Raw genomic sequence first — 15,105 nt, forward strand, 5'->3', positions numbered from 1 at the left:
TACCTTTTCACTTTATTAATGTATCGGCAGCAGAATTAAGACAGCTGTCTAATGCGTTGTAGCAGCTGGTCAGTAGAGGTATCAAATTGTCCTTGAGACTCTTGCTGCGTGTGTTGCATCGCTTGATGTACGGCCTCTGCCATTTGCTTACCCATCTCCACGCCCCATTGATCAAACGGGTTGATATCCCAAATACTGGCCATGACGTAGACCTTATGTTCATAAAGCGCAATCAGCGCTCCCAAACTATGCGGCGTCAGCTCATCGATCAGCAACGTGGTTGAAGGCTGATTGCCACGGTAATATTTATATTTATCGGCATTGGTGGCAGTTTCAGAAATCTCTTCGCTATTACTAGAAGCATCTGCCACAGCAGCATTGCCAAACGCCAGTACGCGACTTTGTGCCAAACAATTGGCTAAAGACAGTTCATGCTGTTGTTGTAAAGAGGCGTTTTTTACTTCGCCACTATAGCGGCGCACGCAAGCGATAAAGTCGCAAGAGACTTGCTGTGTCCCTTGATGCAGCAATTGATAAAACGCATGCTGAGCATTGGAGCCAATCTCACCCCATAGAATCGGGCATGTATCATAGTCAATATGATCGCCATGCTGGGTAACCGACTTACCATTACTTTCCATTTCTAACTGAGTTAAGTAGCTTGGTAAATAGCTGAGACGACCATCGTAGGGTAATACAGTATGAGCATTCACCTGTAAAAAGGTACTGTTCCAAACGGCAAGCAGCCCTAGTAATACCGGTAGGTTCTCCGAAAAATCAGCTTGCGAAAAGTGCTCGTCCATACTGTGAGCTCCAGCCAATAACTCTTTGAAGCCAAACATACCGATACGAATAGCAATGGCCAGCCCAATCGCCGACCATAAAGAAAATCGACCGCCGACCCATTCCCAAAGCTGTAATTGATGCTCAGGATGAATCCCCCAAGCACTCATTTTCTTACTATTGGCAGAGATGCCAATAAAGTGGCGGCGTAACACACTGTCTTCAGTGCCCGCACGTAGCTTAGCAGTGGCAAGTAGCCATGACAACGCTGTCTTAGCATTGGATAACGTATCGACAGTACCAAAGGATTTGGATGAGATAATAAATAAGGTTGTCTCAGGATTTAGATGTTTCAGCAAGTTATCAAGCTGCGTGCCATCCATGTTGGAGACGAAGTGCACTTCAATCTCGGTGTCTGCCCATTCATCAAGCGCTGTCGTCGCCATGAGCGGTCCAAGATCAGAGCCACCAACGCCAATATTAACGACATCAGTGATAGCCTTACCTGAAAAACCACGCCATGTACCACTACGAACCCGCTCAGATAGTCTCGCTACCTGCGCTAAACTGTGATGTACATCAGCAACGATATTTTGATTTTCAACTTGTAAAGTGGCTGTTTCTGGCAGACGTAGCGCCGTGTGTAGCGCTGCACGCTCTTCACTGGTATTTACCAAGGCGCCCTGCATAAGCGCATCAATACGGGTCGACAATTCACAGCTCTCTGCTAGCTTAAATAGAGTTGCCAGTACCTGCTCATCAATACATTGCTTGCTATAGTCCATATACAGCGCGCCAGCTTGCATACTAAAACGCGCAGCACGACTGTCATCCTGTGCAAACAGCTGTGCAAGTGACCACGGATGCTTTGCAAGCGTTTTTAGTTGCTGCCAGTATTTAGAATGGCGAGCACTGTGATAGCTTATATCATCTTTGATATCAACCATCAGCTATTCATCTTCTGCTAATTGCTGCTCGGCGAAATAGATAAACGCCTGCATATATGAGCGCATATCACCTGCATCATAGCTGTTACCGTGCATCGTCGTGACATTCACTCCGTACTCACTGATCAAGGCATCAATGGCATCCGTCAGCTGAATCTCACCACCGACTGAGGCTTTGGTATTGGCTAAGTAGTCAAAGATATGGTTGCTAAAGACATAACGACCAACGACTGCTAATTTAGAAGGTGCATCGGCTAAGTTAGGCTTTTCTACAAACCCTGCGACTTTAAAGCTAGTGTTAGTGTCTGATTGCTCATCAATATTACTGGCATCGCTCAGCTTAGCAATACCGTATTTATGCACATCTTCATCAGCGACTTTATCGACTAATATTTGTGAATGGTTGTCTTCGCCGAAGGCATCAATCATAAACGCTAAATTATCAGCAGCCATATCGCCAGTAAATGGATCAAGCACGACATCTGGAAGCAGAACGGCAAAGTCATGCTCACCGATGATTGGTCGAGCAACAAGTACCGCATGGCCAAGCCCTAAAGCTTTACCCTGACGTATCATCGATACTGTCACATCCTCTGGTAGCCAGTTTAAGCTATCCGCCAGCTCGTCTTTACCTTTCGCTCTAAGCTGATTGTCTAGCTCAGCATTGATATCAAAGTAGTTTTCAATCGCACTTTTTTGTGCATGACCAACCAAGACAATATGCTTGATACCCGCAGCGATTGCCTCTTCGACCACATAATGGATAGCAGGACGATTACCTAGCGGCAATAGCTCTTTTGGCACAGATTTGGACAATGGCAGCATACGTGTACCAAAGCCTGCAACGGGGATAACGGCGTGAGTGATTTTTTTCATAGTGTGTTAACTAAATTAAAAAGATGAGTAAAAAGAAGACAATCATAACGCATTATTAGACAGCTGTAACTCAATACAACTTAAGATCCATTATAGTCATTCAGATTCATGCTCTGTCAATGCTACGGGAAATTTACTTTATCCATGAGGACTGGTACAAGAACGCTTTGAGTTTTTATTGTTCATTTTGAAAAAAAAAGACACCCCATTGTAGGGGTGTCTTTTTTTTTATTCAATACAGTTCTGGTGTTTAATAGACTTATGCCTATTTTACCAACCAGTAACTTCTTTTAGCTTTTCGCCAAGCTTAGATGGGTCACGCGTATACGCGATGCCAGCATCTTCAAACGCTTTGAATTTCTCTTCAGCAGTACCTTGACCACCAGAGATGATAGCGCCAGCATGACCCATACGCTTGCCTTCTGGAGCGGTAACACCAGCGATATAACCAACAACTGGCTTAGTCACATGGTCTTTGATATAAGCAGCAGCTTCTTCTTCAGCAGTACCACCGATCTCACCGATTAGGATGATAGCTTCAGTTTGTGGATCAGCTTCGAACAATTTCAATGCGTCAATCTGGTTCATACCAGGGATAGGATCACCACCGATACCGATACAAGTTGATTGACCAAAACCAAGCTTAGTCGTCTGAGCTACGGCTTCATAAGTCAAAGTACCAGAGCGTGAGATAATGCCCACTTTACCTGGCTGATGAATGTGGCCTGGCATGATGCCGATTTTGCACTGACCTGGCGTGATAACGCCTGGGCAGTTAGGACCAACAAGACGCACATCGCCCGCTTCTTCAAGATAGCGTTTGGCTTTTAGCATATCGATAGTCGGTACGCCTTCAGTGATCACTACGATCAACTTAACGCCAGCATCGATTGCTTCAACGATAGAATCTAGTACGAATGGTGCTGGTACATAGATAACAGAAGCATCCGCTTGAGTCGCTTCCATGGCTTCTGCCATTGTATTAAATACTGGTAGGCCTAGATGCGTTTGACCGCCTTTACCTGGTGTTACGCCGCCGACTACTTTAGTACCGTATTCGATTGCTTGCTCAGAGTGGAACGTACCATTTTTACCAGTGAAACCTTGTACCAATACTTTGGTATCTTTATCGATTAATACACTCATTATTTATTCCTTGTATTCGGTTGTCTTGTGATAGCGACTCTTAGTACCATTTTTATTCAATGTTAATGGTCAATTTTTATATAAAAGCTACTATCACGCGTTGACTACTATGCTTTAGTGTTTATTTCTAGACACTAATCATTAAAGACTTAGGCTTTAACCGCATCGACAATTTTTTGAGCGGCATCTGCTAGGCCTTGAGCTGTAGTCAGCTTAAGACCAGACTCTTCTAGAATTTGTAAGCCTTTTTCAGCATTATTACCTTCTAGACGTACAACGACAGGTACTTGTACATCGACTTCTTTAACAGCAGCGATAATGGCTTCTGCAATCATGTCACAACGTACGATACCACCGAAGATATTGATTAGAACACCTTCAACGCTGCTGTCTTCAAGAATGATCTTGAATGCTTCAACAACGCGATCTTTAGTTGCGCCGCCGCCAACGTCCAAGAAGTTAGCAGGCTTGCCACCATACAATTTGATGATATCCATTGTTGCCATTGCAAGACCAGCACCGTTAACCATACAACCGATGTTACCTTCTAGGGCAACGTAGTTTAGGTCAAACTCAGCAGCTTTAAGCTCACGCTCGTTTTCTTGAGTTTTGTCTTGTAGTGCTGCAATTTTAGGTAGACGGTATAGTGCGTTTGAATCGATACCAATTTTGCCATCAACACAAACGATTTCGCCGTTTTCACGAACCGCTAATGGGTTAATTTCCATTAATGCAAAGTCGTTTTCAACAAATGCTTTATAAGCACCAGTCATTAATTTAACGAACTGATTGATTTGCTTGCCTTCTAGACCAAGTTTGAACGCAACATCGCGCGCTTGGAAAGGCATTAGACCAACTAAAGGATCAACATGTACTTTAAAGATTTTTTCTGGAGTGCTGTGTGCAACTTCTTCGATATCAACACCACCTTCGGTTGATGCCATAAAGGTCACACGACGAGTCGCACGATCAACCACTGCGCCAAGATATAGCTCAGTTTGTACTGGATACATATCTTCTGCAACCAATACGAAGTTGACTGGTTGACCATCAGCGTCAGTTTGGAACGTAACTAGGTTAGTACCAATTAGCTCTTCAGCAACTTGCTTGGCTTCTTCACGAGTTTTAACCAGCTTTACACCACCAGCTTTACCGCGACCACCAGCATGTACTTGCGCTTTAATTACCGCAATGTCAGTTGGGGTTTTATCAAAAGCAGCAGCAGCTTCGTCGCCGTTATGGGCAATGATGCCCTCTTGAATCGGCAAACCGTAGCTTTTTAATAGCTCTTTTGCTTGATACTCATGTAAATTCATTGATTGTATCCTTTATTTTTTACAATTAATAAAAAGTGAAATCAAGTGCGCGCATATACATATGAATCATACGTCTGACGCACTCATGATTGTGGCATCACCAAAACAGCGATACCACAATCAGGTTGTAAATCGATAATAAAACTGCTTATTTTTTACGCTTTTTGCGCTGAATGGCGTGAATAGCACGGCCATCAGCAGACAGAGCAGCTTCGTGCACGGCTTCTGAAATCGTTGGATGCGCAAACGTCATCAACTGTAGGTCTTCAATACTAGAGACAAATTCCATCGCGATCATACCTTGATGGACGATATCACCAGCACCCGCAGAGATTGCATGCATACCTAGCAGACGATCTGTTTTAGCATCAGCCACTACTTTGATAGAGCCTTGCGCTTCGCTTTGGGCTAGTGCACGGCCGTTAGCAGCTAAGTTGAACGAGCCTGTTTTAACTTCATAGCCAGCTGCTTCCGCTTCTTGCTCAGTCAAGCCTACCCATGCGATTTCTGGGTGAGTATAAATGACATTGATGATAGTGTCATAGTTAACTTGAGCTTTTTCGCCATGAATACGCTCAACAGCCATCATGCCTTCTTCCATTGCTTTGTGCGCAAGCATAGGACCACGTACCAAGTCACCGATAGCATAAACACCATCAAGATTGGTTTTGCACTGATCGTTTACATCGATAAGACCACGTTCGGTCAATGTAACGCCACTGTCATCACCCAATAGTTTTTCAGCATAGGCACGGCGACCAACACAAACGATTAGTTTGTCGAAGCTTTCCTCAGATGATTCACCTTTGCTTTCGCTAGTGACAACAACTTGATCATCTTTGACTTCAGCATTGATCACTTTGGTATCAACACGAATATCAAGACCTTGCTTTTTGAGCATTTTGCCTGCTTCTTTGGCAATGTCTTTATCAGCAGCGGCTAAGAAGCTTGGCAGCGCTTCATAAACAACGACTTCTGCGCCCAAACGACGCCATACTGAACCAAGCTCAAGACCGATAACACCAGCACCAATAACGCCTAGACGCTTGGGTACTTCAGTGAAATCAAGTGCGCCAGTTGAATCAACAATACGGTCGCCATCAGTTTTTGCAACAGGAATATCAATAGGAACAGAACCTGCCGCAAGAATGACATTCTTAGCAGTGATGGTCGTTTCGGTTTCGTCAGCAAGTGCGGTAAATTTAACGGTTTTGTCAGCGCCTTTGCCGTCAACCAATGTGCCCCAGCCTTGTAGCCAGTCAACGCCATTGCCTTTTAATAATGCTGCAACGCCGCCCGTCAATTGCTTGACGATGCCTTCTTTACGCGCAATCATTTGTTCGATATCAATAGCGACATCGCCTGTGCTGATACCATGTTCAGCAAGGTCATGCTTAGTCGCTTCATAACGATGCGAGCTATCAAGTAAGGCTTTTGATGGGATACAACCAACGTTTAAGCAAGTGCCGCCAAGCGCTGGCTCACCTTTATAAACACGTTTTTCGATACAAGCAACGCTCATACCCAATTGACCTGCACGAATAGCTGCTTCGTAACCACCAGGACCGCCGCCGATGACGACTAAATCATAATTATCTTTCATAGTACGTTCCTATTTCCAATTTTATTTATCATTCAAACTGAGGATTGTCTCGTTAATAAATAAGCGATGTTTTTACTCAGTGTGTTTCTATTTAATGGTTAATACACCATGTCAGCGAAACACTCTTATTTATAAATAAACAGCTAACACCACCATTTAAACCAAAGTTAAAAAGCTTGTATCAGCGTTTGCCAATACAAGCTTAAAAGCTTACAAGTCTAGTAGTAACATCGCTGGATCTTCGACCAATTCTTTGATAGTTACTAAGAACTGTACCGCTTCTTTACCATCAATCATACGATGGTCATAAGAGAGTGCCAAGTACATCATTGGTAGGATTTCAACTTTGCCATCGACAGCCATTGGGCGGTCATTGATCGCATGCATACCTAGGATAGCAGTTTGTGGCGGGTTCAAGATAGGCGTTGACATCAATGAGCCGAATACACCACCGTTTGAGATAGTGAAAGTACCGCCAGTCATGTCATCCAGACCAAGTTTGCCTTTTTGAGCAAGGCCACCAAGCTCACGAATACGGCTTTCGACATCAGCCATGCTCATGCTGTCTGTATCACGTAATACTGGAACAACCAAGCCGCGATCTGAAGAGACTGCAACACCGATATCATAGAAACCATGATAAACAATGTCGTCGCCGTCTAGTGAAGCGTTGACTGCTGGGAAGCGTTTAAGTGCTTCAGTTGCCGCTTTCACGAACAATGACATAAAGCCTAAACGTACGCCATGACGTTTTTCGAACTTATCTTTATATTTAGCACGCATATCCATCAACGGCTTCATGTTCACTTCGTTAAACGTCGTCAACATGGCTGTATCTTGTGATGCTGATAATAGACGCTCAGCAACACGCTTACGAAGACGAGTCATTGGAACGCGTTTTTCAGTACGCTCGCCCATTGATTCAGCAACAGGACGACCGCTATCAGATTTGATGCTGCTGTCTGATTTCAGTGTTGGGTTAGCCATATCCGTTTTGGTGACACGACCACCGCGGCCGCTGCCTTCCACTTCTTTAGGATCTACGCCAGACTCTTTTGCTGCTTTACGAACTGCTGGACTTTGATCTTTATGATCAGCGTCGTCTTTTTTGTCTGTTACTTGTACTGGCTCGCCACCATCTGCCGCTTGTTTTTCTTGTGCTGGTGCAGCTGATTGCTCTGTATCTGCGGCTGGTGCTTCGCCTGCACTTGCGCCCGCTTCAAATTGAGCGATAAGCTCATCAGACAACACAGTATCATCAACATGCTTAACGATTTTGGTGACAACGCCATTATCAGGTGCGACCACTTCTAATACAACTTTATCAGTTTCGATTTCAGCCAATAGGTCATCACGGTTAACTTGCTGACCTTCAGTAACATGCCATTCAACGATTGTGCCGTCGGCAACCGATTCTGGAAAAACGGGGGCTTTGATATCAGCCATCGATATACTCCTTAGATTTGGATATTCATATTTATTATTAAGTCGTGATAGGCAGTCAGTACCATTTAACATACTACGTGAATTGTATTAAAGGATACTGACTGTCATCGCCTGATTCATTTATCTTCTACAGTCTTTTGATTAGACCGTTTATTACTTAGACAACTCATCAACACTGATACCAAGACCACCAGCGATCAATGCTTGCTGCTGCTGAGCATGTAATTTTGGTGAACCTGTCGCAGGTGCTGCACTGGCAGGACGTGCCACCGGCTCCATGACTTTTGCCTTGGTTGGGTGTGGTACGACAATACGGAACATATGCGGTGCCAAATAATACCAAGCACCTTGGTTCAACGGCTCTTCTTGCGTCCATACGATTTCTGTTAGGTTGCTGTATTTTTCGATCTCAGCGACTAAGCGCGTCTCTGGCAATGGATAAAGCTGCTCAATACGAACGATAGCCACATGGTCTAGACCCAATGCACGGCGCTGCTCAAGCAAATCATAATAAACCTTACCACCACACAGCACCATACGGGTTACTTTGTCTGCGTTGTGATCATCCATCTCTGGCAATACGGTTTCAAACTTACCATTCGCAAGTTCTTCTAGATTTGAAGTTGCTAATTTATGACGTAGCAAGCTCTTTGGCGACATCACAATCAATGGCTTACGAATCGGACGTACTGCTTGACGACGTAATGCATGATAAATTTGCGCAGGCGTCGTCGGCGTGATGACCTGCATGTTGTCTTCAGCACATAGCTGTAAGAAACGCTCAAGACGCGCAGATGAATGCTCAGGGCCTTGACCTTCAAAGCCATGTGGTAGCAACATAGTCAGACCACACACACGCTGCCACTTCGTCTCACCACTTGAGATAAATTGGTCAATAACAACCTGAGCACCGTTAACGAAATCACCAAACTGTGCTTCCCAAACGATCAATGCGTTCGGTACTGTCGTAGCATAACCATATTCGAAGGCTAGTACGGCTTCTTCTGACAACAATGAGTTATAAGTCGCAAAGCGCGCTTGAGTTTCACTCATATGAGCCAGCGGCACATACATGCTGCCGTCATTGATATTGTATATTTCACTATGACGATGAGAGAAAGTACCACGGCCGACATCTTCACCTGTAATACGTACCAATACATCATCATTATCAACCAATGATGCATAAGCCAATGTCTCAGCAGCACCCCAGTTAAGAGGCTCTTCACCAGTTTGCATAGCCAAGCGTTGCTCAACTACTTTTTGAACTTGGCGTTGTAGCTTGTAGCCCTCTGGCATTTCGGCCATGCGGCGTCCATAACCCTTGAGTTTTTCGATATCGACACTGGTATCCCAATCATCAACCAAGTCGTGACCTAGATAAGGTTTCCAGTCTACAAATAGCTGCTCATTAGGCTGTTGAACTAGAGAGCTGACAACGTAATCACCACGGTCTAAAGACTCACGATAATCATCTTCGTACTGCTTTTCTTCTTCAGCACTCAAAATACCTTCGGCGATCAGTTTCTGTGCGTAGATAGTACGAGTGGTAGGAAGCTTTTTGATGACAGCATACATCAATGGCTGAGTTGCTGAAGGCTCGTCGGCTTCATTGTGACCGTTACGGCGATAGCAGAACAAATCAATGATAATGTCTTTGTCAAACTGATGGCGATAATCTAAGGCCAACTGAGCGGCAAACACCACTGCTTCAGGATCATCACCATTCACATGCAGAATAGGAGCATGGACCATTTTGGCAACGTCAGTACAGTATTCCGTTGAACGAACATCTTCTTGACGGCTAGTAGTAAAACCAACTTGGTTGTTGATAACAACATGTACAGTACCGCCAGTGGTATAAGCACGGGTTTGTGACATTTGGAAGGTTTCTTGAACCACACCCTGACCAGCAAAAGCCGCATCGCCGTGAATGACAATCGGTAATACTGAGTTGCCACCTTTATTATCTAATAATGGCTGGTCGTTACGACGTACTTGACGAGCACGTACTGAGCCTTGTAGTACTGGCGCGACAATCTCAAGATGAGACGGGTTAAAGGCTAAAGCCAAATGCGCTTCGCCGCCTGGTGTCATTACGTTAGATGAAAAACCATTGTGATATTTAACATCACCTGAGCCTTTTTCTGGCTGTACCTTACCATCAAACTCATCAAACAAGTCTGCAGGGTTTTTACCTAAGATATTGACCAATAGGTTTAAACGCCCACGGTGAGCCATGCCAATGACCACCTCTTTTGTGCCATAACCACCAGCACGTTGGATGATTTCGTTGATAGCAGGAATAAAGCTCTCACCGCCTTCTAGTCCAAAACGCTTAACACCCGTATATTTACGAGCGAGGTATTTTTCTAGACCTTCAGCAGCGGTTAGGCGCTCAAGAATAGATAGACGCTTTTCTTTATCAAATTTGATGTAACCTAGGTTGGTTTCTAGGTATTCTTCCATCCAGCGTTTTTCTGTACTGGTGGTAACATGCATGTACTCGACACCGATGTGACCACAGTAAACACGCTCCATGATTTCGATAATTTCACGCAGTGGCGCTTCATTTTTACCGATTACTAAATCATTGGTAGGGAATACGGTATCAAGATCAGCTTCTGACAAGTTGTGATAAGCCAGTGTCAGATCTTCTACTTCGGCACGTGGATGCAAATCTAAAGGATCAAGCTTAGCGCGGCGATGCCCACGGCGACGATATGCCGAGATTAATTGCTGGACACCCATCTGCTTAGGATCGCCGTTAGATGAGCTGCTAGAACCGGTGTCAGTGCTGCTACTCTTATTCGCCGTCTGGTTGCGAGCAAGTAGTAAGAACTGATCTTTGATAGCGTTATGCTGAGCATCGTTTTGTGACTTGTACTGTTCGAAGTACGTTTGCCACTCAGTATCAACACTATCAGGGTCGGTTAGGTATTGCTCATAAAGAGCTTCTATATAGTTGGCGTTATCGGCAGCCAGTTCGGTATGTACTTGGCCAGATTTTTCTTTGGTTATACTATTCATAATAATCGTCTATTTGATAGATAAATGAATGGAATTGTGCTTATTATTGTGTCAGTCGTTGTATGCTCAGGCCTCTAGACAATTTGTCCTATCCTGTTAAATACTATTCGATAAAACACTTTTATCCCTAAGTATTGCCATCACCATAGAATATTGCTGTCATTGTCTAAAGAAGCAAGTGATGCTAAATAGTGGTAACAAGTCTTATTGCAATACCCGTTTAAAAAAATATTTGTGAACGCTCAGTTTTCTTATCTGACTCGTTTCACAACATTAATTTATATATACTTCTTTGAGTTATAACCAACCCATTAATGGTAAGCTATTAATAGGTGGTTAATTTTTCAGCTAGCCTATAAACTGGCTATCGCCGCTGAAACAGCTTCTATTTGCTGATAAATCTTGTCATTTCAGACAAACATACATTGCTGTATAGATTATCATGCTCACTTTTTGCGACATAGTTTGTTTGTTCAATACTAAGTATTTACGTAATGAATATCTAGTATCAATTATAAACGCATAATGACCATGAGCATAGTGTTTTAGCCTAGTATTGCCATACGATATCCAATCCATACAGGCCATTTGGTCAAAAAACACGCTGTAATAGTCTGATTAAATCGTAGACACGATTATACCAAAAATTACCTATGTCTATATCTGATTATATAGGCTGATTGTTTATATACTATGTATTCTTACATACGACCAACGTATTGCCCATAAAGTCTTACGCTCGACCGACCGAGGACTTATCTGTTGATTCATCAAATCTATGGCTATTTTTACGCCAAATAATCCCCAGCAAACCCATAAAAGGCTTATTCGTACAAGGACGACTGTCAAAAATAGTGCGTCTGTATGTCGTCTTTTTAACCAACAAAAACACCACCTAACGAATAGGTGGTGTTTTACGTATTGAATCTATTAAAACAAGGCAATTATAAACGATTAACCTGCTTGGTCAATTAACATATTTCGTAGATGACCAATCGCTTTGGTTGGATTCAAACCTTTTGGACAAACGGATACGCAGTTCATGATACCACGGCAACGGAATAGGCTAAACGGATCATCCAAACGAGCCAAGCGCGCTTGAGTATCACCATCGCGGCTATCAGCCACGAAACGATAAGCATGTAACAATGCTGATGGGCCTAGGAATTTGTCAGGGTTCCACCAGAACGATGGGCAGCTGGTTGAACAGCATGCACATAAGATACATTCGTATAGGCCGTTCAGTTTTTCACGTTGCTCAGGTGATTGCAGACGCTCTGTCGGTGGTGCTGGCTGATCATTGATTAAGTACGGATGTACTTTTTCATATTGCTCATAGAATTGGTTCATATCGACGACCAAGTCACGAACCACTGGCAAACCAGGTAGCGGACGAACCGTTACTTTTTCTGGTAGCGTGTTCATGTTGATTAGACATGCTAGACCATTTTTGCCATTGATGTTCATACCATCAGAGCCACAAATGCCCTCACGGCAAGAGCGACGGAAGGTGAGCGTTTCATCTTCTTTCTTTAGGCGTAATAATACGTCAAGCAACATACGATCTGAATCAAGTAGTTCAATCGTATACGTTTGCATGCGCGGCGCTGCGTCCAGATCTGGATCGTAGCGATAGATTTCGATGGTGCGAGTACCTCGGCTCATAATGCTAAACTCCACACGTAGGTGATGGCGGGCATACAAAGATTGCAACATAGTCGCGCTAACTATCAATCAGTACTGATAACCAATATCGGATACCAATTAATAGCGTAGTAGCGCTGGCATGAGCATGTAGCTGGCGGTCACCTTTTTAATAAATGAATAAGGGATAAAACGTTAACGCTGCGTTTGTATATCAGCTATACATCAGGCGCATTGTCTAAAACTAGTAGACACGAACTTTTGGTTCAATATAGTCAACCGTCAATGGCACTTTACGAACAGGCTTATAAATGATGCGGTTGCCTTCAGAGTACCATAAGGTATGCTTCATCCAATCGTGGTCATTACGGCCATTTGGTGCATAGTCATCATCTTCTGGACGATCGTAGTCAGATACGCTGTGCGCGCCGCGGCTTTCATGACGCTGTGCAGCTGAGATCATTGTCGCTTTTGCTACTTCATATAAGTTAGCAACTTCGAACGCTTCGATACGTGCTGTGTTAAACACTTGAGATTTGTCACCTAGATGGATTTTGTCGATCTTTTCACCCAGTGCTAAAATCTTCTCAACGCCTTCATCCATCATTGCTTGCGTACGGAAAACGCTCGCATGTGTCTGCATAGTGGCACGAATCTCATCAGCCACGTCTTGCGCATTATAGCCTGCGGTAGACTGTTGCAGTTTGTCTAAACGACGAACCGTAAAGTCAAGTACACGAGGGTCAAGCGGCTTATAGTTGTGATCAGCGTGATGAAATTCATCAACGATATGCTTACCAGCTGCACGGCCAAATACCAATAGATCCAGTAGAGAGTTTGTACCTAGACGGTTAGCACCATGTACACTTACACAAGCACACTCGCCGATTGCATAAAGACCTTTAACCACATTGCCTTTAGCATATAGGCCGTCTTCATCCGTACCTGCTTCTAAATCCGGTACAATCACTTGACCATGAATAGTGGTTGGAATACCGCCCATCATGTAGTGAATAGTTGGGATTACTGGAATTGGCTCTTTAGTGATGTCAACGTTGGCAAAGTTTTTACCGATCTCAAATACTGATGGTAAGCGCTTCATGATGGTTTCAACACCTAGATGCGTCATGTCCATTACGATATGATCAGCATTAGGACCACAACCACGGCCTTCTTTGATTTCTTGATCCATTGAGCGCGATACTAGATCACGTGGTGCCAAGTCTTTCACGGTTGGTGCATAACGCTCCATGAACGCTTCACCATCTTTGTTACGCAAGATAGCACCTTCACCGCGGCAACCTTCGGTCAATAGTACACCTGCACCATGAACACCAGTTGGATGGAACTGCCAGAACTCCATGTCTTGCAATGGAATGCCAGCACGTACTGCCATGCCAATACCGTCACCAGTATTGATATAAGCATTGGTAGAAGCTGCGAAAATACGACCAGCACCACCTGTCGCTAGGACAGTAATTGGTGACTGGAATACAGCGATAGTACCTGTCTCTTGCTCAAGTGCAACCACACCGTTGATGTTACCCGCTTCGTCTTTGATCAAATCAAGCGCAATCCACTCGATAAAGAACTCAGTACCTTGCTCTAGGTTTTTCTGATATAACGTGTGCAGCAGTGCGTGACCAGTACGGTCGGCAGCAGCACAAGCACGTTGTACAGCTTTTTCGCCATAGTTAGACGTATGACCACCAAACGGGCGCTGATAAATCGTGCCATCTTCGTTACGGTCAAACGGCATGCCCATGTGCTCAAGCTCATAGACTACTTTTGGTGCTTCACGGCACATGTATTCGATAGCATCTTGGTCACCTAACCAATCTGATCCCTTAACGGTATCATAGAAGTGAAAGTGCCAGTTGTCATTGCTCATGTTACCCAAACTTGCACCGATACCACCCTGAGCGGCAACCGTGTGCGAACGTGTTGGGAATACTTTGGTAAGAACTGCAACCTTCATGCCCGCTTCCGCTAAATGCAATGAAGCACGCATACCTGAGCCACCACCACCAACGATAACTGCATCGTAGTTTAGGGTTTTAATATTACTAATGGTATTGTCTTGTCTAGTTGCCATTACGGTTTTCCTAATGCCTGTTAATGCTGAGAAGTAAATGAAAGACTATATAAAGCGCTTCCTATCACAGCCATGAAGGCTCATTAATTGGCCATTTCATACGCTTATAGAATAAGACAGCTTAACAATCTTTAAGCACTTCATTTGCATATCTATCGTTATACTGGACTGAGCCTATTCAGCCATCTATAAATCAATTGGCTGATCAGTAATGCTAGC

General features: G+C 44.0%; 9 protein-coding genes. All 9 read right to left on the reverse strand.

Translation table 11 applies throughout. The features are described from left to right. Window positions 1–35 precede the first annotated feature (35 nt). The 9 genes from pgi to sdhA all read right to left on the reverse strand — a co-directional run bounded on the left by pgi (window position 36) and on the right by sdhA (window position 14,886). A complete protein-coding gene (gene pgi / locus QL982_RS02785; protein WP_290162667.1) occupies window positions 36–1,730 on the reverse strand; it encodes a glucose-6-phosphate isomerase in 1,695 nt (564 codons plus the stop codon). 3 nt (window positions 1,731–1,733) lie between these two features. Beyond that, window positions 1,734–2,606, reverse strand: coding sequence for a UTP--glucose-1-phosphate uridylyltransferase (locus tag QL982_RS02790; protein ID WP_290162665.1), 873 nt, complete (start codon window positions 2,604–2,606; stop codon window positions 1,734–1,736). Between the two features lie 270 nt (window positions 2,607–2,876). Next, window positions 2,877–3,752, reverse strand: coding sequence for a succinate--CoA ligase subunit alpha (gene sucD, locus QL982_RS02795; RefSeq protein WP_110922029.1), 876 nt, complete (start codon window positions 3,750–3,752; stop codon window positions 2,877–2,879). A 149-nt stretch (window positions 3,753–3,901) separates the two neighbouring features. Next, entirely contained in the window at window positions 3,902–5,068 is a 1,167-nt protein-coding gene (sucC, locus tag QL982_RS02800; protein WP_197128689.1) for an ADP-forming succinate--CoA ligase subunit beta, read from the reverse strand. Between the two features lie 148 nt (window positions 5,069–5,216). Next, complete coding sequence (gene lpdA / locus QL982_RS02805) at window positions 5,217–6,671, reverse strand: dihydrolipoyl dehydrogenase (RefSeq protein ID WP_290162658.1); 1,455 nt, start codon at window positions 6,669–6,671, stop codon at window positions 5,217–5,219. A gap of 210 nt (window positions 6,672–6,881) precedes the next feature. Continuing rightward, window positions 6,882–8,117, reverse strand: a complete 1,236-nt coding sequence (gene odhB, locus QL982_RS02810; protein WP_290162656.1) for a 2-oxoglutarate dehydrogenase complex dihydrolipoyllysine-residue succinyltransferase — start codon at window positions 8,115–8,117, stop codon at window positions 6,882–6,884. A gap of 153 nt (window positions 8,118–8,270) precedes the next feature. Next, the gene (locus QL982_RS02815) at window positions 8,271–11,147 is read right to left on the reverse strand and encodes a 2-oxoglutarate dehydrogenase E1 component (protein WP_290162654.1); all 2,877 of its coding nucleotides are present in this window, start codon (window positions 11,145–11,147) and stop codon (window positions 8,271–8,273) included. 954 nt (window positions 11,148–12,101) lie between these two features. Further along, entirely contained in the window at window positions 12,102–12,812 is a 711-nt protein-coding gene (locus QL982_RS02820) for a succinate dehydrogenase iron-sulfur subunit (protein ID WP_055123743.1), read from the reverse strand. Between the two features lie 223 nt (window positions 12,813–13,035). Next, the gene (sdhA, locus tag QL982_RS02825; protein WP_290162650.1) at window positions 13,036–14,886 is read right to left on the reverse strand and encodes a succinate dehydrogenase flavoprotein subunit; all 1,851 of its coding nucleotides are present in this window, start codon (window positions 14,884–14,886) and stop codon (window positions 13,036–13,038) included. Between the last annotated feature and the right edge of the window lie 219 nt (window positions 14,887–15,105).

This window comes from Psychrobacter sp. 5A.1 (assembly GCF_030407455.1).
Taxonomy (GTDB): Bacteria; Pseudomonadota; Gammaproteobacteria; order Pseudomonadales; family Moraxellaceae; genus Psychrobacter.